The sequence below is a fragment of the Trinickia symbiotica genome (assembly GCF_002934455.1).
GTDB classification, from domain to species: Bacteria; Pseudomonadota; Gammaproteobacteria; order Burkholderiales; family Burkholderiaceae; genus Trinickia; species Trinickia symbiotica.
The window spans coordinates 182,531-208,594 of record NZ_PTIR01000005.1 but is presented as its reverse complement, the minus strand read 5'-3'; the positions used below and the strand labels follow the sequence as shown (position 1 = coordinate 208,594).

The window sequence follows — 26,064 nt, the reverse complement described above, 5'->3', positions numbered from 1 at the left end:
ATCTCGGAAAATTTTTCTTGTGCCTTGTTAAGAGGCGATTTACTCGGAAATAGTTTCCTATCCGTTCTGCATAACGCTTATTCGCAATAATTCCATTCCGCTATCGTCATGCGATTGGAGTTGAATTATGGAAAATTGGCCGGTACTATACGCCCGCGCTCGCCGCAAAGCAAAGCCGTGGTTTGTCTCGGCGAATTAATAAACGATCGGGCAGTGTGTCGGCAATGAACAAACAGCAAATCTTTCGCAAACTTTCGACGGCCGTGCTGGTATGTGCCGTCATCGCGGGCTGCGCCTCGCAAAAGCAGGCCAATCAGACTACGCCGGCCGCATTCGACAAGGCGCTGGCCGATGCCGATGCCGTCGCCAAGGGCGGCGACAAGGACAAGGCGCTTGCGCTTTATCAGCAGTTGACCAAGGCCGACCCGACGCGTGAAGAGCCGTGGTCGCGTATCGCGCAAATCGAGTTCGACAATGCGCATTACGGGCAGGCCATCGTCGCGGCGCAAGAAGCGCTACAGCGCGATTCGACGGACCGCGGCGCGAAAAGCGTGCTGGCCGTGAGCGGTCTTCGCGTCGCGACGCAGTCGCTCGGCGAATTGCGTCAGGACGCCGAGCTCGCCGGCGATGCCAAGACGGACGCGCAGGCACTCGCGCATCAGCTGCGCGACACGCTGGGCCAGGCAACGCTGTTCCCAGAGGAAGTCGCGCAGAACAAGCCTCCGGTCAAGAAGCGCCGCATCGTGCGGCGCCACCCGGCCACGGTTGCGAAGAAGGACGCCGATCCGGGCGCGGCCGACCAGCCGGCCGCCGATGCGCCCGCGCCGAAGGCCGCCGCCGGCGCGAGCGGCGCCGATCCGTTCAGCGCGCTTCGTTAAAGCGTCGTTCGTTTCACTCATACGCTTCGGGGAGCTGCCGATGGCCAAGAAGGAAAGCATTCAGAAACGCTTGCAGAAGGTGCGCCCGCCGCGCGTGCAACTGACTTACGAAGTCGAGCGCGGCGACGCGATCGAGATCAAGGAGTTGCCGTTCGTCGTCGGCGTCGTGGCGGACCTCGCCGGTCAATCGGAAGTCGAGCAGCCGAAGCTGCGCGACCGCAAATTCGTCAGCATCGATCGCGACAATTTCGACGACGTCATAAAGGCCGTCGAGCCGCGCGCCGCGTTCGAGGTCAAGAACCGGCTCACCGACGCGGGCGGCACGTTCGCCGTCGATTTGCGTTTCCGCTCGATGGCGAGCTTCGATCCGGATCAGGTGGTGGCGCAGATCGAGCCGCTGCGACGCTTGCTCGAGGCACGCTCGAAGCTTGCCGACCTGCGCAACAAGCTGGCCGGGAACGACAAGCTCGAGAGCATTCTGAGCGACGTGCTTGCGAATACAGCGCAGGTCCGCGCGCTCGCGGCACCGGCGGGTGAACAGGGCGATGCGGTCGATCAGGGCGATGCGGTCGATCAGGACATACCGGGCGATTGAGTGAGCGAGGTCACGATGAATCAGCAAGCGGCTACGGCCAATCCGGCGCAACCGGAAGCGGGTGCAACGACGTCACTGCTCGACGAAATCATCGAGAAGAGCAGGGTGGCCAAATCCGATTCGGAGCACGCGCGGGCGAAGGACCTCATCAGCGAGCTCGCGAACCAGGTGCTCGACGGAACGGTCGTCGTCTCCGACAACCTGGCGGCCACGCTCGACGCGCGCATTGCCGAGATCGACCGGCTGCTTTCGGCGCAACTGAGCGAGGTCATGCACGCATCGCAGTTCCAGCGCATGGAGAGCACGTGGCGCGGCCTGCAATACCTCTGCAAGGAAAGCAACACGGGTTCGGGCATCAAGATCAAGGCGCTCAACGCGACGAAGCGCGAGATCGTGCGTGAATTCAAGACCGCGGCGGAGTTCGATCAAAGCGCGCTCTTCAAGAAGGTGTACGAAGAGGAATTCGGGACGTTCGGCGGCGCGCCGTTCGGGGCGCTGATCGGCGACTTCGAGATCACGCGTCAACCCGAGGACATCTACTTCATCGAGCAGATGTCGCATGTGGCCGCCGCGGCGCATGCGCCGTTCATCACGTCCGCTTCGCCCGAGCTGCTGGACCTCGAAACGTTCGCCGATCTCGGCAAGCCGCGCGATCTCGGCAAAGTATTCGATACGGTCGAATATGCCAAGTGGAAGTCGTTCCGCGATTCCGAGGATTCGCGCTACGTCGGCCTCACGCTGCCGCGCTATCTTGGCCGGCTGCCGTTCAATCCGAAGGATGGCCTGACGGCCGACGGCTTCAACTTCGTCGAGGATGTCGACGGTACCGATCACAACAAGTACCTCTGGTGCAACGCGGCGTGGGCATTCGCGGCACGGTTGACGGCCGCGTTCGACGACTTCGGCTGGTGCGCGGCGATTCGAGGCGTGGAAGGCGGTGGGCTCGTGGAGGATTTGCCGACGCACACCTTCAAGACCGACGATGGCGAGATCGCCCTCAAATGCCCGACTGAAATCGCGATCACCGATCGCCGCGAGAAGGAGTTGAGCGACCTCGGGTTCATTCCGCTCGTGCATTGCAAAAACACCGATTACGCGGCGTTCTTCGCGGCACAATCGGTGCAGCGTCCGAGAAAGTACAACACCGACAGCGCGAATGCGAACGCGGTGCTATCGACGCAGCTGCAATATATTTTCTCGGTATCTCGCATCGCGCACTACCTGAAGGCGATGATGCGCGACAAGATCGGCAGCTTCGCGTCGGCGCAGAACGTCGAGACCTTCCTCAATCGCTGGATCGCCCAATACGTGCTGCTCGACGACAACGCAACGCAGGAGCAAAAGGCGCAGTTCCCACTGCGCGAAGCGTCGGTTCAGGTCACGGAGATTCCCGGCAAGCCGGGTTCGTATCGCTCGGTCGCATTTCTGCGCCCTCATTTCCAACTGGACGAGCTCTCGATTTCGCTGCGGCTCGTCGCTGATCTGCCGAAGCCGGCGGGTGCCTAAGCATCGTGAAACGAAGGGCGGCGATGCATGATGTCAATCGCCCGGCCCACCGCTCAACCTCTTATTCGGAGTCGCGAGAGATGAAAGACATTTACATGAAGTTCGGCAATCCTGCCATCAACGGCGAATCGCAGGATAAGGACCACTCGAACTGGATCGAGATCAGCTCGTGGAATCACTCCATCACCCAGCCGCGCTCGGCAACGGCCTCGACGGCCGGCGGCCATACCGCGGAGCGCTGCGAGCACGCGGATATGACGTTCACGAAGGACATCGACGTCGTAAGCCCGCTCCTTTATCAGCACGCCTCGGGCGGCACCACGTTCGATGAAGTCACGATCGACTTCATGCGTTCGGACGGTGACGGTAACCGCGTGAAGTACCTCGAAATCAAGCTCAAATACGTCATCGTCTCCAGCGTTGCGCCGAGCGTGGTCGGCGAGGGGCTGCCCGTCGAGCAGTTTTCGCTCAAGTACGCCGCGGTGCAATGGAAGTACACGCAGCAGAAGATCGGCGGCAACCAGGGCGGCAATGCGCAGGGTGCCTGGAGCCTGACGAAGAACGACAAGACCTACGCGGTCTGACGTGCGGCGCGGCGCGTCGCGCCCGTCATGGTGAAGCGTTGGCGTGGGCGTGGCCGTCCGCGAGCAACCGCAAGGGCGCCGGCGCCGGAAAGTGCCTGCGCCCTTGCTAGCTCAGAATGAATGCATCGCACCGATGAAGCGATTCGAACCAAGCTTGCTCGACAAGCTTTTCGACGACGACCCGCGAATGCCGGCGCCCGCCGCGATGCGGCAGCTTTCGCTCGACGAACTAAAAAGCCGAGTCGCGCGTGACGTCGAAGCGCTGCTCAACACCCGCCTCGCACCTCGCGAGCCATTTCCGCAAGGGAGCGAGTGCGTGCGTTCGGTGTTGACATACGGGTTGAGCGACTTCGCGGGCCTGAGCCTCGTGCGACACGAGGACCGAGTACGCATCTGTGATTCGATCCGTCAGGCAATCGAGCAGCATGAGCCGCGTTTGCGCGGCGCGACCGTTTCCCTGGAAACGAACCCGCAATCGACGAACGCCCTTTATTTCGTCATTCGCGCGAAGCTCGTCGTGCACCCAGCCGAAGAACCGGTCAGCTTCGATGCGATGCTCCAGGCTTCGACGCTGCAGTATTCGGTCTCGCGCTCGCGCCGTGCCGGCGACGCGGCGCGGAGCCGCATGTACGAGTAACCATCGGCAGGCACCACGGCAAAAACCGAAAAGATCTGGCGCTCGGGGAAAACGATGGAAGCGTTGCTGCCTTACTACGACCGTGAGCTTGCGTTTTTGCGGCGATATGCGCCGGGTTTTGCCGATCGCTATCCGAAGATCGCGCCGCGTCTCGCGTTTGCGGACACGCAATCGGACGATCCGCATGTCGAGCGGATGATCGATGCGCTGGCGCTGCTCGGCGCGCGCATCAACCGCAAGCTCGACGATGACTACCCCGAGTTGGCCGAAGCGTTGCTCGAGGTGCTTTACCCGCATTACCTTCGGCCGTTCCCGTCGTGTTCGATCGCGCAGTTCGTCCCGAGCAGCGCCGAGCGAATCGACGAACCGGTCACAATCCCGCGCGGCACACAGCTTCGCAGCCGCGACGTAAACGGCGTTCATTGCTGCTTTCGCACCGCGTACGACGTGATACTCGCGCCGATAAGACTCGCCCGAGCTCAATTCAGGGCGCTTGCCGAGCTACCTGCGCACGCGCCCGTGCTGCCCGGCGATGCGTCGGGCGTCGTATCGTTTCTGTTCGAAAGCACCTCATCGGCGAGCGATCTCACTGCGATCGGGCTCGATTCGGTACGCGCTTACCTGCATGGCGAGCAGTCGTTTGTCGCGACGTTGGCCGACAGTCTCTTCATGAAAGCGATAGCCGCCTACGTAGAAGCCGACGAGCCGGGCGAGTGGCGGCGTCTTCCGGCGCTTCCGCTCGAGCAGGCTGGATTCAGCGATACGCAATCGCTCATCGACTACCCGGCCAAATCGCATCCTGCCTACCGCCTGCTGACCGAATACTTCGCGTTTCCCGAGAAGTTCGGCTTCATCGATTTCGACATTGCCGCCATGCTGCGCGAGAGCCGGCGCTGCCGACGCCTGACGCTGCATGTCGTGATCGGGCGCGTACGCGGCGAAACCCAGGTGCCGCGGCTCATCGAATCGCTTGCGGCTCATCACCTGCGGCTCTTTTGCTCGCCCGTCGTGAATCTTTTCAGGCAACCCGGCGAGCCCATCCACGTCAGTCACGAAGTCGTCTCTTATCCGGTCGTGGCGAATGCGCGAAACGCGCGCGAATACGAGGTCTATTCGATCGACGCCGTTCACTTGGTGAGAGAGGGCGCCAACGAGCAGACCATCATGGAGTTCCGCCCGTTCTACGCGCTGCGCCACGACGAGGCGGGCAAGGCCGGCCGATATTGGTTCGCGCGCCGCAACGCCACCGTGGCCGACATGAGCCCGGGCTATGAGACGGAGATCTCGATCATCGAGAGTGCATTCGATCCATCGAGCGCACAAACTGACACGCTCAGCCTCGAATTGACCTGCACCAATCGCGACTTGCCGGCGCGGCTTGCCATCGGGCTCGAAGGCGGCGATCTGTTCCTCGATGACGCCGCCATGGAGGACGATGCGGCGCTCACCGTCGGCGCCAATCCGATATCCATGCTCTGCCGGCCCACGCCGACGGTGCGCGTCGAGCGCGGAGCGTCGATGCAGCTTCGACTTGTCTCGCATCTCGCGCTCGGGCACGCTCCGCTCGTCGATGACGATCTCGCGTCGCTGAAGGAGCTGCTCTCGCTCTACGATTTGCGGCATACGGCCGTGTCGACGCGCCAGATCGAAGGTCTCGTCGGCGTCGAGCGGCGGCCGGCCGTCCAATGGCTGCCGGGTAAGCCGTTCGCGACGTTCGTGCGTGGTGACGAGATCCGTCTCACGATCGACGAGGCGCATTTCGTCGGGACGAGCGTTGCCGCCTTCGTCAGAGTCCTCGACGCCTTTTTCGGGCTCTACGTCAACCTGAATCGATTCGTACAACTGATTGCCGTGTCCAAGCGCACCGGCGAGGAGATCATGCGATGCAAGCCACGCAGCGCAGAGTCCACGCTGGCGTAGTCCGGCGGCTCCTCGACGAGCCGTATCGATTTCAGTTCTTCCAAGCGGTGCGCATGCTCGAGATGTGGTTCGAGCAAGATGTCGTGCGGCACGCGGGCGAGCGGATCATGTTCCGCAATACCTTGTCGCTGACGTTCGCACCGAGCGAGCTCGAGCGCGCCACGCCATACGACGTCGACGGCGCTCCGTTGGATAGCGAGGAAGCGCGCGATGCGGCGATCGAGGCACGCTCGCTTGCGCGTGTCGATCTGGTACCGGCGTTTTTTGGCATGCTGGGCGGGCAGGGTGCGTTGCCGCTGCACTACACGGAAGATCTGATCGCACGTGAGCAATTGCGGCGCGATCGTGCCGCCCGCGCGTATCTCGATGTCTTTACCCACCGAGCAACGGCGCTGTTCTACGAGGCGTGGAAGAAGTACCGGCTGCCGTTTCACTACGAGCTCGACCAGGACGAACGCTATCTGCCGTTGCTGCTCGCGATCGCGGGCCTGGGGCACCGACCGACGCGCGGTGCCTTGCAGCAAGGGACGGGCACGCTGATCGACGAGGCGCTGGGCGGATATGCGCTGCCGGTCCGGCATCGGCCGATGTCGGCTGCCTATCTCGAGCGCGTGCTTGCGGACTATTTTCGCGTGCACGTGCGCGTCGACCAGTTCATCGGAAAGTGGTACGACGTGCCGCGCTCGAATCTGTCGCGGCTCGGCTATGAGAACGTGACGCTCGGCGCGACGGCGCTCGCCGGCGAGCGCGTCTGGCAGCGCGATATGCGGCTGCGACTCGTCCTGGGCCCGCTATCGAAGCGTGATTACGAGAGGCTTCTGCCGGCCGCGCCGCACGCGGTCGCGCTCGAGCGAATGCTGTCGCTCGTGGGCGGCGCCGTGTTCGAATACGAGGTCTCGCTGGTGCTCGCGCGCAGCGAGGTGGGCCCGGCTCGTCTCGGCGGTGGTGCGCGGCTGGGCTGGGATGCCTTCGTCTGCACGCGGGAATCCGAGCGCGACCGCGACGACGCGCGCTATGAAGTCCACGTCATCGACGATCGCGGGGAAGGAAGGCCGCAACTCTCACGAGGTCCACGATTTTGAATACGAGGAAATCTGAATGGCGATCGACCTCACCCCGCTTTTAGAGCCGTTCCCGGGCGCATCGCCCTGTGGCCAGGACTTGCTGTTTTCGAACGATTTCGACGCGATCCAGCAGGCGCGCCGCTTCGACGATCCTTCGCTCGATCAGGGCGAATGGGTAACCGAGATCAAAGAGGCGGATTGGGATTTCGTCATCGATCGCTGCAGCGCTTTGCTCGGCACGCAGACGAAGGACCTGCGGCTCGCCGTGTGGCTGACCGAAGCGCTCGCAATGAAGCAGGGCTTGCCGGGACTGATGCAAGGCTACACGCTGCTCGCGGGCCTATGCGAACGCTACTGGGACAAGGTTCATCCGCTGCCCGACGGCGACGACGCCGAGTATCGGCTCGGCAATGTGACATGGCTCGTCCGACGCACGGCGGAATTGCTGCGCGATACGCGCCTCACGCAAACCTCGACCGGAAGCTTTTTCACGGCGGTCGACTGGGACGTTGCAACGCATGTGGTGCAGGCATCCAAGCGAGACCCGGAGCGCGCCGATGAGATTGCGCGCGGCAAGCCGTCCGTCGAGCAGATCGATGCCGCCAAACGTATTACGCCCGTAACGTTCTACCGAACCTTGCTGGACGAACTGAAATCGTTCGAAGCGGCGATGCTCACGCTGGAATCACGGTTGGACGAATACGCCGGCGAATCCGCTCCGAGTTTTCGGCAAACAAAGGAGTCCTACGCATTCGTCTACGGGCTCGCGGAGCGATTTGCGCGCGATGTCGGCGTGAGTCCGGAGCCTACGCCGGCTGACGTTGCGGCCGATTCGCATCAGCCGCGCGAAGTTGAACGCGCCGAGCCCACCTTCAAGAAGCCGCTTCCACGAACCGCGACCATGCCATCGAATTCCGAGCTCGTCCCTGCGGGCGCCATCCGAAGTCGCGCCGACGCCATCGCGCAATTGCGTGCCGTCGCCCAGTTTCTGCGCGCCGCGGAGCCTCATAGCCCGGCCGCCTATCTCGCCGACAAGGCGGCCGAGTGGGCCGATATGCCATTGCACCAGTGGCTTGCATCGGTGGTGAAAGACGACGGTCAACTGGCGTACTTGCGCGAGTTGCTGGGGGTGAAGCCCGAGCCGAGGTGAAGCCGGGACGAGCGCGCGCCGCCTTCGAGCCGCGACGCGCGTGCGCCATCACACGGCGCCAAGCATCGACATTCTCACTCGTCTATTTGCCGACGCGAAACTCGATGCGCCGATTGCGCGCGCGCCCTTCGTCGGTATCGTTCGATGCGATCGGCTGATCGGGCCCGGCGCCCATCGTCGTCATCGACTGTGGCGCGATGCCCTTCGTGACCAAATACCCTTTGACGGCGTCGGCACGCGCCTGACTGAGCGCGATATTCGACGCGCGGCTCCCCGAATTGTCGGTATGGCCGATGATCTCGAACGAGTTGTTCGGCATCTTCGCAATCACGGCGGCGAGCTGATCGAGGATGGCCCGGCCTTGCGGCGTCAGCGTCGCGCTGCCCGTTTCAAAAGCGATCGTGCGGTTCGCCAGCGTGCTGTCGAGCACGCCTTGCTCCGATGCGCTCACGTGCAAGCCGTTCCGGATCGTGTAGGTGGGGTTGAGCGCATTGGCCATATCGCTCGCGATTTGCTGGCGTTGCGCTTCGTTGCCCACTTCGCCCTTGACGTCGATTTGCGTGCCGTCGATCTTCAGTTGCCCCTTGCTGATCTGCTTCAACTGCGGCCCGATCAACTTCTGGACGTTGGTCGACCAATTGGGCGGCGTGGCGACACTGCCGACTTCGATCTGATCGACGATGTTAGCCGCGCCGTACGTATCGCGAAGGCGGGTCAGGACGGCGGTGCGCGTGGCCTCGTCCGGCACCTTGCCGCTGACGACCACTTGTCCCGGGGTCGCGTTGACCGCGGGGGGCACGCGCGTAGCGGCGGTGCCGCCCGTCGCAGGCGGCGCGGACAGTGTCGTCGTTTTGATATGGATGCCGCTGTTGTCGATCGGCGTCACGCTTGCCGGCGCGGCATTGTCGGCATGGACGGCCGCGCTTGCCACGAATCCGAGACATGCCAGCGCGATCGACGCCAACTGCGAAACTGTCCGAGGGCGCCACCGTGCAAAAAGGGAATCAAAGTCAGCCATCGCGTTAAGCCCCGACGAACGCTTCACGGAACGTATCGATGGCGATACGCAACGAGAGTTGAGGTTGTTCGAGATAGCTGACGAGCTTGCTGATGCCGGGCTCGTTCTGCGCGTGTTCGTCGATCCATTCGGGATCGTCGATGTCGATGTTCTGGGCCGCATAGGCCTGTGGATCGATGACGCTATGGAGCGTCTTCGCCGACGCACCGTTGAATCCGATCACCAGTCGATCGCGCTCGGCGATCGTGCCGATGAAGATCGCGATCTCGAAATCGGCCAGCGCGAGAAACGGGGCGATGAGTTCGAGCCAGAACGCGGCGACGAGGCTTCGATAGAACGAATCGACGGGCAGCGGCAGCGTGAGGCCGCGTTCGAGATGCGGCGCTTTGCTCAACATGACGGGCTTCAGCAGCGAGCCGAGCGCGAGCATCGCGCCGCGCAGCCGGACCGGGTGGCCGCTCGCCAGCAGCATTTGCTCGAGGCCGGCCAGCGTCTGGTGCTCGACGAAATCGGCGAACGTGCCGTCGTGCGAGCTCGCAACGCCGACATCGATCGGCACCTGGGTATCGCCGAGCGCCTGCAACGCGGCATTCGGCTCCGCGCCCTCGAAAAGCTCGCGCATCTGCTTCGCGGCGCGCGCCCAGAGCCGCGCGAAAGCAAGCGGGCTGCGCGCAAGAAACGCAAGGGGGCGCTCGACTTCGAGTGCCGTCGCCGCAAGCAGCGGGAACCGCCGCGAGGAGACATCGTGACTCGTCATCATGTGACCGGCTATCGCGAGCTTGCTTTGCGAGCCGAGGAAAGCGAAGTGCATCGGCTTGGCGTTCTCGTAGACGATTTTCCAGCGCGGGTCTTCCGCGAGCAGCTCCATCGCTTGAGCGATCCAGTGATCGAGCGTTTGCAGTAGCTGCGGATTGTTCGCGCTCTTGACGAAGTCGCCGCGCGAGGGAATCTTGCCGAAGTAGGCCAATTGCGCCTGGACCGATTGCGTCATTGCGCGGCTCCCGGGTTCGTGGCGGCGGCGTTGGCCGCGGCCGGTGTAGTCGAGGCGGTGGTGGAGACGCTCGCGGACTGTGCGCGGCCGGCGGCGTCCGCCGCAACCATCGCAGCGGTCGCGGCGCCGCTCGACGAACCGATCGCGGCCGCGGCGGCAGCGCGGGTCGCGGCGACGTCGACGACCGACGTCGGCAGGCGCGCGCCGCGCAGGCTTTGCTGCTGCGGGGCGTCCGACGATCCGCTCGACGGCTGCGAGGTGCTGACGATGCGCATGCTGAACGCCACCGTCACATCGCCCTGCGTCCATGACAGATCGAAAGTCCCGTCGGCGTTGCGCTTGCGCTGCGCGGAGTTGATGAGCTTCTCGAGGCCGTAACGGCCCGGCTCGTTGACGAATTGGATCGTGCGGCCGTCGAACGTCACCGCCGTCAGCGTCGCGCCGGCCGTACCCTGTGGATTTGGCCAGACGAAGTTCGCCCACTGCGCCGGCGTGTTGCGATAGCGAAGTTGCTGGCCGTCGATCGTGATCGTATATTCGGTCGTTTTCGAGCCCGGCTGTGGCAGGATCTGGAACACGGTCTGCGGCTCGCCCGCCGACTGCGCGCCACCGGCGGCGGCGCCGGAGAGCGGCGCGACCCAGCGCGCGAATCCGCTCGAGAAGTCGGGCGTCAACGCAATGCCGATGCCGCCCCACGTGCGAGGGCTCAGGGTATCGCCGCGCCGCACGGCGAGCGGGCCGAGTGTCGTGCCGACGAACTTCGACACCGCGCCATCGGGCCCGAACACCTGCGCGATTTCACCCGCGCCCGCTTCAACCTTCGCACTGGCGGAGAACGGATACTTGTTCGCGAGCGATGCTTCAAACGGCTGGTACACCTGAGCGTCCCAGACCTTGTTGACCTCCTCGCTGGCCGGACCGACGACGACGGCGAAGGCCTGCATCAGCGGCCGCACGAGCAGCGGTCTCAAGGTCTTGCGCTGGTCGTCGGTGAGCCCGTTGAGCATCTGCTCGTCGACGATCTTCAGGGAATCGGCGAGCTCGGACCCGCTGCCCTCGAGCGTCTGCTGCATCAGCTGGCGTGCGCCTGGCCCGGGATCGCCTTGATTCTTGATCACGTTGAAACGCGTGCGCACTTTCGAAAGGGAATCCATATAGTTCGCGAGCAGCGACGTGTTGTCCTGCTTTGCGACGATGCGCGCAAGTCCGGTGAACGCCGCGCCGACCGGCCCCATCGCGGGTTGGGCAGGGACGATGGCGTCCGGATCGATCCCGGCCGTTTTCGCCGCGTCTTCGTGCAACGAGAAGAAGCGCTTGAACCATCCGCTCGTGCCGTTTTGCGCGCGTTGCACCGTCGTGGAGGCAAGCGCCGGGTTGTCCCAGCCGGTCTGGTCGTACGCGGTTTCGAGAATTTTCCTTATCGGCGAGCTCTGCGGGTCGCCGAGCCGGTTCATCGATGCGACGGCCTGACTGAAGTTGCCGAAGTCCTGAATGGCAATGCCCTGCATGAAGCGCTGCCAGTGCTGTGCGTACTCGGCCTTGTACATGCCGACGAGCGCCTTCTGGATCTGCTCAGGGCTGCCGTCGAGCGTCAGGTCGTCCTGGGAGGCCGTGTTGAGCACCCAATCCTTCGCCTGGAGCTCTTTCGTGGCCGCGTCGCGGATTGCTGGCCGGACATACTGGAACCATGCATCGCGCGTGAACGTACCGGGAATCGCATAGCTGCCCGCGACGAGGCTCGTGTCGCCGTCGCCGACGATACGCGCGACCGTCATCGGCGCGAAACGCGTCGAGGCACGTGCCTTGATCTCCTCGTAGACGCGCTGCCGCGCCGGCATGCCGCGCACGACGTGACGCAGATCTTCGCGGGTTTCGTCGACGAGCGAGAGATTCGCGTCGATCATGGGCCAATCGTCGTCGGCGACGCGCGACAGATAGAACGTGATCATTCGTTCGGCACTCCTGATCATCTCGTCGCGCGGCATGTTGCCGCGATTCGTCTCGAGCCAGCCGCGCCAGAAGCGGGCCAGTTGGTCCGTGAGATGGGCCGCTTCGACGTGGCGCTTGTCCGAGAGCATCAGATAAGTCTTGAGCGCGTTGTAGGCGTCTTCGACGTTCGTGGGCGATGCGTCGCTGTAGAGGCCACCCTGCGCGTTTGGCCCATTCGGCGCATTGGGCGACAGAACATTGGCGCGAGCGGAGACGGGCACCGCCCCCGATTCGGGCGGACGCGTGAGCGGCGCAAGTTGGTCGGCGTGCGCATTGACGTCCTTCAGGAAGGCCGCGAGATTCTGCGAGACCGGCGTGAGCATCAGCTGCTTGATGCCGCGGTAGTACTCGGTCAGCAGACGCTGCTCGATGATGTCGCCCTGGTAGAGCCCGAACGAAACCGAAAGCGGCCTGTCGCGACGATATTGCTCGAGCTGTTCGATACGGTCCTCGAGAATATCCATCGCCTGAAGACGCGATTGCAGATCGTCGCGCTTTTGCTGGATCCGCACGATGTTGTCGAGATCGGCCTGCACATTGGCCACGAGCTGCTGATTGCCGATCGTCGACCAGGTCCAGCCGCCCAGCGCGAGCGCGAGGATGGCGGCGAACGCGAAGAAGGTGCCGTACCGCAGCCGGAGCTTCGCGGGGCTCGCGAACTGGCGCACCGTCTGCTTGTCGGCGAAGATGACTTTCGAAAAAAGATCGCGCAGAAAGAAGCCGTTTTTCGAGGTGGGCGCCTGTGCCGCCGGCACGTCGTCGGCCGAAAGGCCGAACCGCTGTCCGATCCGCTGCGCCGCGGCGCTGTTCGTCACGCCCTCTTGCAGTGCGCTCGTGAAGTAGAAGCCGCGCAAGATCGGCTTGTACTGAAAGGGATTGTTTTCGAAGAGCGTGGCGAGAAACACGCGCAGCGCCGGCTTGATCGAGAGAAATTCGAGCGGAAAGCTGAGCTGACCCGGGGCGAGCTTATTGCCGCGATTCAGCGCCATTTGTGCGACGCTGATCTCCTTGAGGCCTTCGTAAAGCTCCTCGAACCGCTCATCGAACAGCGCGACGATATCGCGTTTCTCGTCCGGCCCGTATGGCAGCGTTGCTCCCCAGACGCGATCGTATTCATGACGCTCGCCGCCACCGAAGAATTCCGAGAATCCCGTAATCAAATCCGCCTTCGTGAACATGACGTAGACGGGAGCGAAGACTTCCAGCTTTTCCGTCAACTCCTGCACGCGCTGGCGCAGACTCCGCGCGAGGTTGATCGTCGTATCGGGGCGGCCGGCCGTCAGCTCCGCGATGCTCGCCGTGACGATGATGCCGTTGATCGGCGCGCGGGGCCGGTAGCGTTTGAGCAAGCCGAGGAAGCCGAGCCATTCGGTGCGGTCTTCCTCATAGACCGAATATCGGCCCGCCGTATCGAGCAGGATCCCCTCGGTGGTGAAGAACCAATCGCAGTTACGCGTACCGCCGATGCCGTGAACGACGGCATCGCGCTTTTCGGCGAACGGAAATTGCAGCCCCGAGTTGAGCACGGCGCTGCTTTTGCCCGCGGCGGGATTGCCAATGATGATGTACCAGGGCAGTTCGTAGAGCGCGGAGCCACCCGATAGCTGACCGATCTTCGACGTCTTGATCGTGCGAACGGCATCGACGAGGCGTGTGCGCAACGCATCGAGCTCCGCTTGACGGGCCGGCTGCGCAGGAGCCGATGTCGCCTTATCGGCTGCCGCTTGCTGCTCGAGCATATCGCCGAGCTGGCGATTGGCGCGGCGCGTCGCGGCGGCCCGCCAGAGCCAGACGATCACGACGATCGCGAGCACGGCGCCGCACGCGATCGCGGGCCAGACGAGCGGAGCGTCGTACCAGAGCGCTATCCCGAAGACGATCGCCGCGACGAGGAGCAGCCCGACGACGGTCATCGTCCGCTTATGAAAGATTGCATTGAGAAAGCGTTGCATAAGGCGTTCTTCTATTCGAATGCAAATGGCATGACGCGATGTGCGACATATCCCGAAACACGTATCACTTGCCCGCCATCGCGGCGGCTCGCGCGCGTGCCAGGGCGAATCCCGGCTTGTGGTATTCAACGTGTCCGAGATCCATCAGTTTCCATCGTCCGCCCCATGTCAAGCCGACTTGCTCGGCTGTTTGCCCGTAGAGCTCGTAACCCCGCATCGCCCACGGGTCCTTTTCCGATATCACGAGCTTGCCGTCGCGCAAGAAAGCGTTGTCGGCGGCAAGCCCATACTGGTGATAGCTCTGATAGGCGGCCGCATTCGTTACACCCCCGAGTTTGGCGAGCCGGTCCTGCCGCTCCGGACTGCGATAACCCTCGAGCAAAGCCATTTCATAGCCGTATTGCTCGCGCATGATCTTGTAGACGAGCAATAAGCGCGTTCTAAAGTCGCTATCGAGCAGATTCCAATCTCGGCTGGCGTCCACCAACGCTGGACGGACCTGTTCGACTTCCTGCGTCGCAAATACCTCCGGCGGCAAAGGCGGCGGTGGAACGAGCTGTTCACCTTGTAGCAGCGCGGCGATTTTCTCGTCCGGCACCCGTGTGACGTCGTCATACTCGGATAGCTGACCGCCGCGCAAAGCAATTGCCAGAAAAGGAGGCGCGGCAAGGATACCTGCGGTAATCAAAATCAGCAAGCGATGGTGAATCAGTATTTTTTTCGCGCCACTAAACACGGATTGGGAAATTATTACTGATTTCGAAAAGCGAGTGCGTACTTCGGTTGCGCGTTTGGTTGCGTGAAGCCCGATGCGTCGGTGCAGTTCGAGCGCTGCGTTCATCAGTGCCGAGCGTGCCGGCGGCAATAGCAGCACGGCTGCCACCATCACGGCGAGCGCGAAATAAGCGGTAAGCGCAATGACAATCAAGGCCGGCCCGTAGCGGTGAAATAAATTGTCTTTTGTAATGCTTGCTCTTAGAATCTGCCCAGCCTGCTGCAAGGGAGGCCGGATCACATTATCAGCTCGAATTAATCCCGGATTCAATGAGGCAGTGAATGAGTGCGCCGGATAGCCGCGATTCCAAAGCGCGGCCCAGCTTGCTTTCCGATACAGCGAACGATCTCGCCAATGACGGTTCACGCATTCTCGCGAACCTCGAAGGCCGCGTCGCCGCGCAGCCTTTGAAGTCACGCGGCTCGAAGAAGCCATGGCTATTCGCCGCGGTCTTCGCATTGGCCGGTGCCGGTGCATTCGGCGCATGGCAATGGCGGCATACTATGCCGGGCAACGGTGAAAAATTGGCGACGGCCCCTGCCGGCGGTAATGCCGGTACGCAGGTGTCCGCCGCAACACCGGCGAATGCCAGTACGCCTCTTTTGGCAGCCGCGGCCGCAGCCGCAGCGCCTGCGAGCCGCGTCGACATATCGCCGCTAGCCGCTCCGTCTTCGTCGCAAGCGGCCATCATCGTTTCGGACAACGCGCCGGGCGCACAACCGGCGCCGTCCAGCGCATCCGCCGCATCCGTCGCCGCGGCGTCCACTGCGGATAGCTCGGACGGCGGACGATTGTCGCGCGCACTCGCCGCCGGTGCTGAGACGCCCAAGAGCCACGCGAGCCGAACCGCGCAGGAGCAGGCGAAGCATCCATCACAAGGCCGCTCGACGGCGAAGGCCGTTGCGTCACACAACAGTCATGAGCGGCAAACAAAGCGCCACGCGGAGCGTGTGGCAACTGAACGTTCGCGCAATGGCACGAACGCCGCCGCGAAGACGAATCCGGACGAGGACGTCGATTTGCTGGCCGCGCTGGTGGCGCGCACGAAGCCTTACGATGCCAGGCAAGGGCAGGCCGCAGCGAAGGCGCAAGTCGGCTCCTCAGCGGCGCGAAAGGAGGCGGCGGGCTCAGGCACTCTGCGTCAGGTGAGCCTTGCGCAACAGGTGGCCGAATGCTCCAAACGCGGCCTCATCGAGGAGCAATTCTGCCGTTGGCATGTCTGCGCCGATCACTGGGGCAAGGATCCGGCGTGTCCGTCGAGTACCCCGTCCGTCTCACACTGAATGGAAGAACTGCTTCCTTACTACGAACGCGAGCTTGCGATGCTGCGTCGCTCGCTGAAGGAGTTCGCGGCGCGCTATCCGAAAGTCGCCGCTCGCTTGGCGATTTCGGGGGAGCATTCGGAGGATGCGCACGTCGAGCGGATGCTGCAGTCGTTCGCGCTGATCGCCGCGCGCATCTCATCGAGGATCGACGACGACTACCCCGAGCTCACCGAGGACTTGCTCGAGATCGTGCAGCCGCGGTACCTGCGGGCCTTTCCGTCATGCTCGATTGCATGGATCGATCCGAACAAAGGCAAAGTCTTCGCGGGCCTCGCGGAGCCCAGGACATTGCCGAAGGGCACGGAATTCAGGACGAAGGGCACGTCATACCGCTTTCAGTCGGTCTATGACGTCGTGCTGGCACCGATTGTGATAGAGGAGGTTCGATACGCACGTACGGCTTACGCGCCGACGGGCGTCTCACTGCCCGAACACACGACAGGCGTGCTTACGTTCACGCTCGCGTTTCCGTCGGGACCCAAGGCGATTGCATCGACGATGAACAAGATGCGCGTCCATGTGACGGGCCAGCGCGAGATCGTGGCATCGGCGATGGACGGTCTTTTGCTGCATGCGGCGGCGGCATTCGTCGAATCGGACGGGCTCGGGCGCTGGCAACGGCTCCCGCAAATTCCGATCGGCGCGGTCGGCTTCGAAGCTAGCGAGTCGATGATAGGCGCGAGCGCCGGCTCAACGCAGGTGTTTTCCCTTCTTCTCGAGTACTTCGCATTTCCCGAGAAGTTCGATTTCTTCGATATCGAAGTGTCGACGCTTGCCCGTGCCGCCGGCTCGAGCGGACGTGTGAAAGTGCACCTGGCCATCAAGGACGTGCACGAGGATTCGTGGCCGGCCGTGCGCATGGCGAAGCTGAACGCCGAGAACTTCAGGCTCTTTTGCACACCGCTCGTCAACCTCTTCAAGTGCGACGCGCCGCCTATCGAAATCGCCGAGAAGGTGGACACCTACACGGTCGTGCCGAGCGTCAAATCTGACACGTACGCCGAAATTTATTCGATCGACGAGGTGCGTGCCGTTCGCCCGGGCGGCGTCGCGATCGTTCAGCCGTTGCGCTCGCTCATGCACGGTGAATCGATGAGCTTTTCCGGCCCATACTGGGCAGTCCGACGAAAGGACCATATCGAGCGGGCCAGGCCCGAGCAGCGGACGCAGCTTTCGCTCGTCGGTCTCGACGGCAAGCCCATGAAGTCCGACATCAAGACACTATCGCTGCAATTGACCTGTACGAATGGGAAACTGCCATCAGCGCTTCCGATTGGGGCGGACGGCGGGGATCTCGAGACCTCGGGCATCGAGAAAGATGCCGTGATCGTTTTGCTGCGGCGCCCAACGGAGCCGGCCCTGCCGCCGCGCGGCGAAGGCGCCCTGTGGCGGGTGATTTCGCATCTGACAGCGCATCCCATTCAGCTTCGCAACGAGGCGCTAGACGAATTCAAAACGCTGTTTCGTCAGATTGCGAACGTTTCGGGGCTGCAGCCCAGACAGATCGACGGCCTCCGACACTTGAGCAGCCGCAGCAGCATGCTATGGATCGTGAAGCCGCCGTGCCCTGCGTTCGTGCGCGGCATCGAGGTCGAGCTCGTCGTCGACGAGCAGGCATTTGCCCAGAGCAGCCTGGCGACGTTCATCGCCGTCATGAAGCGCTTCTTTGCGCCGTATGCGCCTGTCGACAGCTTCGTCCAGCTCGTCGTCATATCGAAGAGCAACGGAAGGGAGATACGACGATGCGAGCCGCGCGAGGGCGTTGCGACGGTGCTCTGAAAATTGCCTCATCCAATGCACAACAATTGTCAGACGCCGCCCTAATGACATCAAAAAGGGTGATTAATCAGCGGGAATTTTGATACATTACCGACCGACTCCATCGAGGAATATTCAATGGAGCAGTCGTTGCATTCACCGTTTTCCCAGCGTGGGATAGCGAACGGGGTTCATCATGAGTTTCGTGTCGAACGAAGGCGGCAACGGCGGCCTGACGGGCCTGGGATCCGGCTCGCCGGCCGCGCCGCTCAATGCAATCGGCTCGTTTGCGGGCATGGCGAGCCAGGTCGCCACGCTGACCGGCGCGCCTGGCGCCGCGGCGATCGGCGGTGCGTCTCGCACTTTACAACTTGCGCAGACGGGTCTGTCTTTATTAGGTAAAACGCCTGCTTCGATTGCCGATTCGATCAATAGCCTTTCGGGTGCGCGGCCTCGCCTGACGCAAACGAATCGGTTCATTACTTTTGAATCGCCATTAGGTGAAGACGTATTGCTGATCAGCGCGGCAGTCATCGACGAATATGTCAATCGGCTGCCCGAGGTGCACCTCGATTTGCTCTCGCATCAGAGCGATATCGAGCCGGAGAAGCTCGTCGGCCAGCGCGTGAAGCTGACGCTCAAGCCCTCGCGCATGAACGCGAGCCTCACGACGATCGTATCGCGCTCGAGCGAGAACGACCGCCATTTCGACGGCTACGTGGCCTCGTTCGCGCGCGTGGGCAACTCAGGGACCGTCACGCGCTACGAGATGACGGTGGTGCCGTGGTTCTGGTTCCTCACGCGCTCGACCGATTGCCGCATCTTCCAGAACAAGACGGCGAAGCAGATTCTGATCGAGATCTTCCAGGAGCTCGGCTTTCACGATTACGAGTTCGACCTTCGCACGGCGCAGGCGCCGCTCGAGTACATCGTGATGTACCAGGAGTCCTACTACAACTTTTGCGCGCGACTGATGGAGCAGGAAGGCATGCTCTGGACGTTCCGCTACGAGAAGGACAAGCATGTGCTCGTGATCGGCGATACGAACTCAGCGTTGCCGAAGGTCGAGACGCTGAAGGCGGTGCCGTACTACGCGGACAGCGCGGCGAGCGAGCGCGAGGGCATCGACCGATGGGACGAGGCGTTCGAGTTTCGCGTCGGCAAGATCAGCTTTCGTGATTTCAACTACAACCAGCCGTCTTCGTCGCTGATGTACGTGCAGGCGCCGACGAGCCGCCTGAAGAACCCGAAGATCGAAACGACCGAGCGCTACCAGTATCACTCGCTTTACGACCACCACGACGACGGACAGCGCTACGCGCGCTACGCGATGGAAGCCGAGGAGGCACAGGCGCGCCGCTTCAACGGCACGGGCTTCGTCTGCGCGATGACGACGATGGGTCGCTTCACGCTCGTCAATCACCCGAACACCGCTTACGACAATAAGGAGTACGTAGCGTTGCACGTGCGTCATCAGGCCGTGAACGACTACACGCGGCACGCGGCGGAGATGCCATACCGCAACGAATTCACGTGCCAGCCGTTCGAGGTGCCGTACCGCCCGCAGCGCGTAACGCCGAAGCCGTATATGCAGGGGACACAGGCGGCGATTGTCGTCGGACCGAAGGGTGAAGAGATCTACACCGACGGCAGCCGTGTGAAGCTGCACTTCTTCTGGGATCGCCGCGGGCAGTACGACGGGTCGGATTCAATGTGGGTGCGCGTATCGCAACCGTGGGCCGGTGAAGGGTGGGGCGGCTCGGCGATTCCGCGCATCGGGCAGGAGGTCATCGTCGCGTATAACGACGGCGATCCCGATAACCCTGTGATCGTCGGGCGCGTTTTCAACGGGGCGGCAGAGAACCCGTACAAAGAGACCAGCGGCCAGACGATGGGAATCCGCAGCAAGACGCATCGGGGCTCGGGTTTCAACGAACTGCGGTTCTCCGATGTCAATGGTTCGGAAGAGGTCTTCCTGCACGCGCAGAAGGACATGACCACAGTCATCCTCGACAACGAAACGCACACCGTTGATCAAGGCAATCGCACGGTGCTCGTCAACACTGGCGACGAGGTCAAGCAGATCGGGAAGGGCAGTCTCAACGAATCGATTGCGCTCGCGAGGACGACGACGGCGACGACGGTCGAAGTCAACACGGCCGCGAAAGACGGCGGTGGCGGGACACAGGTCTACCAAGCCGAGCGCGGCATCATGCACGCGGTCGGCGCCAGCATGATCACCTTGGCGCCGGAGGGTATCCGGCTCGAGCACAATGGCTCGGTCATTTTGATCGACGACTCAGGCGTCATGATCAACGGCAAGCGAATCGATTTGAACAAGTAAGAACGGCCCAGCGCCCCCTGAGACAAGACATGGACTACGCGATAAACGAAGGGACGTTCACGCTTCCTGACACCGCCATCGATCGGACGGTCAACGCCATTCTCGTCAACCTGGGACCAGGCGGATTGAGCTTGGTCGTTTCGCGCGAGCCGTTGCAGGTCGAGGAAAGCGAAGAAGCATTCATTGATCGCCAATTGAAAGCGGCGGCGCGCCAGGTGCCCAGCTTCAAGGAAGTGGCACGACGCGCGGTGACGGTGGGTGTCGAGAAACTGCCCGGTACGCAGATCGATCTCGTGCTCGAGCAAAGCGGTGCGACGTTGCATCAATTGCAGACGGTCTTTCGCGTCGGCGGGGACCGCATGGTCGTCATGACGCTGACATGCGCCAAGCCGCTGGATGCAGAGCAAATTGCCTTCGCGCAACAGATGCTCGACAGCTTTGCGCCGCGCTCGCGGGCCATTGGCTGACGCCGCGCCCGCTCGAGTCCCCTGTTCGACTTACGCCTGACGACTTCTCGGCCATGACCGCAGCCGCGCGAATAGACGATCCGATCGAACATACGTCGCTAATGGGTGACCTGCTCAAGATGGGCGGCTCACTCGTGGCCGGCATTGCCGTGGGCGCGGCGTTGACGGCGGTGGCCGCGGCTGGCGTGGCGTTGGCGGTCGGCACGGGCGGATTGGCCGCGCCTGCCGAGCTTGCCATCATGGTTGCCGTATCGGCGGCGATGGAGGGAACGGGGCTCAACGAACTCATCGACAAGGGCGTGTCGAGTGCCGTCGATGCGCTCGTGCCGCCCGTCATCAAAGGCAATATCAGCAGCGGGTCGTCCGATGTCTTCGTCAACGGGGAGAAGGCGGCGCGTGCTGCTTCGCCTGGCGATCTCGATACGGTGAAATGCAGCGATCACGGCGGCCCGCAGATGATCGCGCAGGGCTCGGACAGTGTATTCATCAATGGGCAGCCCGCCGCGCGTGTGAAGGACAAGACCACATGCGGCGGTTCGATCGCGAAAGGTTCGGACAACGTATTCATCGGCGGTGGAACGGTCACGGTGCGCGAGATCCACGACGAGCGGCCTTGGTGGGTCGGGGTGCTGGGCTTCGCAATCGGCGTCGCGTTGGCGTTGTGCGGACGAGGCAGGATGAACCTGAAGGGGCTCATGGGGAATCTGCCTTGCTTGGCGATGAGCTTCGGCGCCAGCTTTGTCGGCGGGATGATCGGCCATGGCATCCGCACGCTCGTGGGCCATCCGGTCAACGCCATTACCGGGGGGAAGATTCTCGACGGTGAGCACGACACGGACTTCGTGCTGCCCGGGCCGCTGCCGATTACCTGGCGACGCTTTTACAGCAGCCATGACGTGCGAGCCGACAGTTGGTTCGGGCAAGGCTGGAGCGTGCCGTTCAGCGTCGAGCTCGTCGTTGAGCGTAACGCGGCCGGCGAGGTCGAGAGCCTGACCTATTACGACGAACAAGGGCGCGATATCGTCTTCCCGCCCGTTCCCGCCGGTGAGAGCCACTTCAGTGTTCCCGAGGGTACGTATCTGATCTGTACGGCGGGCGGGCACTATATCGTCGAAACGGTCGATGGGCTTTACCGGGACTTCGGACCTGCGACAGGTCAGACGCCGGTGGAGCGGCTCAAGCTTCAACGCCTCGAGGACCGCAACGGCAACTGGATTGCTTTGCAGTACGAAGCAACCGGCGGCGCGCATCGCCCGTCGAAGATGACCGACAGCTGCGGTCGCGTGTTGCGCTTCGACTACGATCCCGGATTCGCGCAATGCATCACAGCGGTGCGCCTCGCGCGCGGCGTCGAGGGCGAACCTGAAGAAGTCTTGGTTCGATACGAATATTCCGCGCAGGGGCAACTGGCAACGGTCACCGACCGCACGGGAACCGTCCGACGCCGGTTCACCTATGAGAATCGGCTAATGACGAGTCAGGTCCTGCCGGGTGGCCTTCAAAGTTTCTATGCATGGCAGGGCGAAGGCGCGACCGCGCGTGTGGTGCGCCATTGGACCGACGACGGCGAATCGTACACGTTCGAGACCGACACCGAGCAGCGGACGACGATCGTGCGGGATCAATTGGGGCGCGTGACCCGGTGGGAGTGGAATGCCAATTGCCAGCCCACGTCCTATACCGATGCCGAAGGCAACGTCTGGCGGCTCGAATGGAACGAACTGCGGCAACTCATGCGCGCAATCGATCCGACTGGCGCTACCACGTCGTTCGAATACGACGAGCTGGGCCGCGAGATCGCTCGCACCAACGCACTCGGCCAAACCGAAAGAACGGAATGGAATGGGCACTTCGATGTTCCGATCGCCGAGACGAATGCGGCGAACCATCGGCGCGTGTACCGCTACGATGACAAGGGCAATCTGAAGGTAGCCGTCGACGAGGCCGGCTTCAAGACCGAGTACCACTACGACGAGCGCGGCCTGCTGCATACGATCCGCGATGCGCGCGGGGGATACAAGCTGCTCGAATGGAATAGCCGCGGGCAGTTGACTGCCTACACCGACTGCTCGGGCAAGCAAACGCGATTTACCTACGATGAACGCGGCTCGTTAGCCCGCGTGACGGACGCGATGGGGCAGCATACCGCCTATCGCGCGGACCCCTTGGGACGTGTGACGGAAATTGTCAATGCGGACGGCAGCCGGCAGGAATTTCATTACGACACTGCCGGCCGGCTGACCGAGATCGTCGATGCGAAGGGCAACCGCACCCGTTACGAGCTGAATCCGCGCGGATTGGTCATAAGCAGGACCGATGCGGCCGGGCGCGCGGTGCGGTTCGGCTACGACGCGGCTTACCGCCTTGCGACGCTGACGAATGAGAACCGCGAGACGTATCGCTTCAAGTACAGCGGGACCGATCGGCTTGTGGAGGAAATCGGGCTCGACGGCATACGGAAAACCTATGAATACGATGCTCGGGGATCAGGAACCCGAACGACGGATGTCGCGGGCACGGAGCACGCGCTGATCACTGCCTACGCACGGGATGCGCTGGGTCGGGTGATCGCGAAAGAAGCGGGTGAGCTGCTGTGCACATACGGATATAGCAAGGCCGGGCAATTATCGAAGGCCGAGCAGTTCGCCCGATATGGCGAGCGCGCTTCGCTTCAAAATCGCGTCGAGCTCAATTACGGACCGCGAGGCGAAGTGCTGAGCGAGCGCACGGCGACGGGGCGCATCGAACACCGGTACGACGAGCTCGGCAACCGGATCGCGACTCAACTGCCCGACGGACGCACGATCAACTGGCTCTACTACGGCTCCGGGCACCTGCACCAGGTCAACCTCGACGGCATGGTGATCACCGATATCGAGCGCGACGATCTGCATCGAGAGGTGCTGCGCACGCAGGGCAGGGTGACGAGTCGGTTCGGCTATGACGTGCTGGGGCGGCGCACGCTGCAGGAAGCGTTTGCGGGCCGACCGGCGGCGCCGGATGCGCAAAGCTTCGCACTGCGAAAGGAGTGGCAATACGACCCGGCGGGCGAGGTGGTGCGCAAGCTGCATTCGGTTCATGGGCGGACGGACTATCGCTATGACGCGACGGGGCGTATCGAGCAGGCGAGCGGCGTGGGCATTGCGCCGGAAGTGTATCGCTGGGACGCAGCGGCGAACCTGGTGTCGGAGGAACGCCGGGGCGGTTATGTCGAATACAACCGGCTCAAGATGTATGAGGACAAGCGCTTCGAATACGACATCTATGGACGGCTGATGAAGAAGTTGAGCGGGCATGTTCAGCAACAGCGCTTCGTCTACGATGCCTTCCACCGCTTGACTCAGGTGATGACGCAAAAGGGCAACTGGCAGTGGATGATCGCGTTCGAATACGATGCGCTGGGGCGGCGGATCCGCAAGTCGAACGGCCACGTGACGACGGAATTCGTGTGGGACGGGATGCGGCTGCTGCAGGAGCGCTGCGGCGACGAGGAGGCGACGTATCTGTACGAACCGAATAGCTACGTGCCGCTGGCGCGCATCGACAGTAAGCCGGCGCAAGCGGCCAATGATGGGCAAATCGCGCCGCCGAACGTCTACTACTTCCATAACGACGTGTCGGGACTGCCGGAGGAGTTGACCGACGGCGACGGACGCGTGGCGTGGCGGGGGCGATACAAGGTATGGGGCAATACGATCCAGGAGGAGTGGGTACACCCTGAACCGGTCGTGAGGACCGGGCGGCAGATGACGCCGATTCCGCAGAATCTGCGGTTTCAGGGGCAGTATCTGGATCGCGAGACGGGGCTACACTACAACACGTTTCGGTTCTATGATCCGGACGTGGGACGGTTTATTAATCAGGATCCGATCGGGCTGCTCGGCGGCACGAATCTCTATCAGTACGCGCCGAGCCCCCTAACATGGATTGACCCTTGGGGTTGGTGTTCCACCGCTCTCGGCAAGAATATGGGGGCGAGGTCTGGTGATGAAATGGCAAATCATCACCTCATCCCCGAGGAGCTGATGAAGCGCCCCGACTTCGCGCCAATGTTCAAGAAATTGCGAAGCATGGGCTTTGAAGGGGATGGCGCATCAAACGGAAAATTCTTACCAGGTAATAGCGACATGGCTCAAAAAACTGGACTACCAGGACACTGGAGTAACCACAACCAGTACACGGGAGCGATCGAGCCGAAGTTGCAGCAACTGAATCAGCTCTGGCAACAGGGACAAGTATCCGATACGGATCTCATTCTCGGTGTACGCAAGGTTCAGAATTGGGCGTCGCAAGGGCTCGATAACGGCCTATTCCCCGTGGACCCAGTAACTGGACGATTGCTATGACTACCTTATTTTGCTTGCAGTACGATGGAACGAAGCCCGGTTGTCCTCCGTACCTTAGCGGCGAGTTTAATCACTCAGAGTTCGAATGGGAGCCCCTGGATCCACATGCGGCGGATGCGACGATTGTCAAGGACTACCGGTTTCGATCAAAGATAAAGGACTTTGATTGTGATTACTATGGACCTCTGCGCCTTGTTTCGGAGCAGTTCGTGAGCTTGTGCGAGGCACTGAAAGTGGAGCATCGAGCTGTACCGATAGGTCTCTCGTTGCCCGGAGGCCGCAAGCCCACAAAGAACTACTTCATTCTTTTGCTCCGCAGTCATATCAGCGCCCTCGACAGAGATCAGTCGGAATACAGCGATGCGGCGGATCCCCGCACTGGTGAAGCATTGAAGAATCGGCTCTATCCGGGGGCACATATGTATGACCGCATCGATCGATTCGTTCCTGCGGACATTGCCTATCCAGCACTCTTTGTATGCATCGAAACGGGCGCACTTTTTTGTACAGAGAGTCTTAAACGAGAATCAGAAGTACGCGTGCTGAAAGGTCTCAAATTTCAGCCGATCGACGATAAGTACAAGTACGATCCATTTGCGGGGCTCTAGTCGATGGTGAGCATCCCCCGTATAAACGTTGATGTGCGGCTGAAAACGCGTCAAGAAAAACTATGCGTTGATGGGAGATGTAAAGTCGGAGAGGCTTCCTTCCTGGTAATCAGAGTATGACCGACAAGACCGGCCTGCAAGGGCACTGGTCTGCCGG

The 26,064-nt window shown here is 62.2% G+C and carries 18 protein-coding genes; 14 read left to right on the top strand and 4 right to left on the bottom strand.

Annotated elements, in window-relative coordinates:
• Nucleotides 1–224: 224 nt before the first annotated feature.
• The 8 genes from B0G57_RS10245 (at nucleotide 225) to tssA (ending at nucleotide 8,334) form a co-directional block, all read left to right on the top strand.
• Nucleotides 225–878, top strand: a complete 654-nt coding sequence (locus B0G57_RS10245) for a tetratricopeptide repeat protein (RefSeq protein ID WP_018442525.1) — start codon at nucleotides 225–227, stop codon at nucleotides 876–878.
• Nucleotides 879–918: 40 nt separating this feature from the next.
• Nucleotides 919–1,473, top strand: coding sequence for a type VI secretion system contractile sheath small subunit (gene tssB / locus B0G57_RS10240; RefSeq protein ID WP_018442524.1), 555 nt, complete (start codon nucleotides 919–921; stop codon nucleotides 1,471–1,473).
• 15 nt (nucleotides 1,474–1,488) lie between these two features.
• Nucleotides 1,489–2,979, top strand: a complete 1,491-nt coding sequence (tssC, locus tag B0G57_RS10235; RefSeq protein ID WP_026230011.1) for a type VI secretion system contractile sheath large subunit — start codon at nucleotides 1,489–1,491, stop codon at nucleotides 2,977–2,979.
• Between the two features lie 80 nt (nucleotides 2,980–3,059).
• Nucleotides 3,060–3,563 carry an Hcp family type VI secretion system effector gene (locus B0G57_RS10230; RefSeq protein ID WP_018442522.1) on the top strand — a complete coding sequence of 168 codons (504 nt, stop codon included), beginning with the start codon at nucleotides 3,060–3,062 and terminating at the stop codon, nucleotides 3,561–3,563.
• Nucleotides 3,564–3,696: 133 nt separating this feature from the next.
• The gene (tssE, locus tag B0G57_RS10225) at nucleotides 3,697–4,200 is read left to right on the top strand and encodes a type VI secretion system baseplate subunit TssE (RefSeq protein ID WP_018442521.1); all 504 of its coding nucleotides are present in this window, start codon (nucleotides 3,697–3,699) and stop codon (nucleotides 4,198–4,200) included.
• Nucleotides 4,201–4,254: 54 nt separating this feature from the next.
• Complete coding sequence (gene tssF / locus B0G57_RS10220; RefSeq protein WP_018442520.1) at nucleotides 4,255–6,120, top strand: type VI secretion system baseplate subunit TssF; 1,866 nt, start codon at nucleotides 4,255–4,257, stop codon at nucleotides 6,118–6,120.
• Nucleotides 6,084–7,202, top strand: coding sequence for a type VI secretion system baseplate subunit TssG (gene tssG, locus B0G57_RS10215; RefSeq protein WP_018442519.1), 1,119 nt, complete (start codon nucleotides 6,084–6,086; stop codon nucleotides 7,200–7,202). The genes tssF (B0G57_RS10220) and tssG overlap by 37 nt, the downstream gene beginning before the upstream one ends.
• Before the next feature lie 16 nt (nucleotides 7,203–7,218).
• On the top strand, nucleotides 7,219–8,334 hold the full coding sequence (gene tssA, locus B0G57_RS10210; protein ID WP_018442518.1) for a type VI secretion system protein TssA: 1,116 nt from the start codon (nucleotides 7,219–7,221) through the stop codon (nucleotides 8,332–8,334).
• Between the two features lie 82 nt (nucleotides 8,335–8,416).
• Here tssA and B0G57_RS10205 read toward each other — a convergent pair whose 3' ends face one another.
• The 4 genes from B0G57_RS10205 to B0G57_RS10190 all read right to left on the bottom strand — a co-directional run bounded on the left by B0G57_RS10205 (nucleotide 8,417) and on the right by B0G57_RS10190 (nucleotide 15,212).
• Complete coding sequence (locus tag B0G57_RS10205; RefSeq protein WP_035469120.1) at nucleotides 8,417–9,352, bottom strand: OmpA family protein; 936 nt, start codon at nucleotides 9,350–9,352, stop codon at nucleotides 8,417–8,419.
• 4 nt (nucleotides 9,353–9,356) lie between these two features.
• A complete protein-coding gene (gene tagF, locus B0G57_RS10200; protein WP_018442516.1) occupies nucleotides 9,357–10,343 on the bottom strand; it encodes a type VI secretion system-associated protein TagF in 987 nt (328 codons plus the stop codon).
• Nucleotides 10,340–14,284: a type VI secretion system membrane subunit TssM gene (gene tssM / locus B0G57_RS10195; protein ID WP_018442515.1), complete on the bottom strand. Its 3,945-nt coding sequence runs from the start codon at nucleotides 14,282–14,284 to the stop codon at nucleotides 10,340–10,342. Before tssM ends, tagF begins: the two co-directional genes overlap by 4 nt.
• Before the next feature lie 64 nt (nucleotides 14,285–14,348).
• Nucleotides 14,349–15,212: a M15 family metallopeptidase gene (locus tag B0G57_RS10190; RefSeq protein WP_018442514.1), complete on the bottom strand. Its 864-nt coding sequence runs from the start codon at nucleotides 15,210–15,212 to the stop codon at nucleotides 14,349–14,351.
• Nucleotides 15,213–15,340: 128 nt separating this feature from the next.
• On the opposite strand from B0G57_RS10190, the gene B0G57_RS10185 reads away from it, so the two are divergent.
• The 6 genes from B0G57_RS10185 (at nucleotide 15,341) to B0G57_RS30875 (ending at nucleotide 25,907) form a co-directional block, all read left to right on the top strand.
• Complete coding sequence (locus tag B0G57_RS10185; RefSeq protein WP_018442513.1) at nucleotides 15,341–16,342, top strand: hypothetical protein; 1,002 nt, start codon at nucleotides 15,341–15,343, stop codon at nucleotides 16,340–16,342.
• Nucleotides 16,343–18,163 (top strand): type VI secretion system baseplate subunit TssF, encoded by a 1,821-nt coding sequence (gene tssF, locus B0G57_RS10180; protein WP_018442512.1) that lies wholly within the window; start codon nucleotides 16,343–16,345, stop codon nucleotides 18,161–18,163.
• 175 nt (nucleotides 18,164–18,338) lie between these two features.
• Nucleotides 18,339–20,486, top strand: a complete 2,148-nt coding sequence (locus tag B0G57_RS10175; RefSeq protein WP_018442511.1) for a type VI secretion system Vgr family protein — start codon at nucleotides 18,339–18,341, stop codon at nucleotides 20,484–20,486.
• A gap of 29 nt (nucleotides 20,487–20,515) precedes the next feature.
• Nucleotides 20,516–20,953: a DcrB-related protein gene (locus B0G57_RS10170; RefSeq protein WP_018442510.1), complete on the top strand. Its 438-nt coding sequence runs from the start codon at nucleotides 20,516–20,518 to the stop codon at nucleotides 20,951–20,953.
• A 53-nt stretch (nucleotides 20,954–21,006) separates the two neighbouring features.
• Nucleotides 21,007–25,299 carry an RHS repeat-associated core domain-containing protein gene (locus B0G57_RS10165; protein WP_018442509.1) on the top strand — a complete coding sequence of 1,431 codons (4,293 nt, stop codon included), beginning with the start codon at nucleotides 21,007–21,009 and terminating at the stop codon, nucleotides 25,297–25,299.
• A complete protein-coding gene (locus B0G57_RS30875) occupies nucleotides 25,296–25,907 on the top strand; it encodes a hypothetical protein (protein ID WP_146013376.1) in 612 nt (203 codons plus the stop codon). Before B0G57_RS10165 ends, B0G57_RS30875 begins: the two co-directional genes overlap by 4 nt.
• Nucleotides 25,908–26,064: the final 157 nt, after the last annotated feature.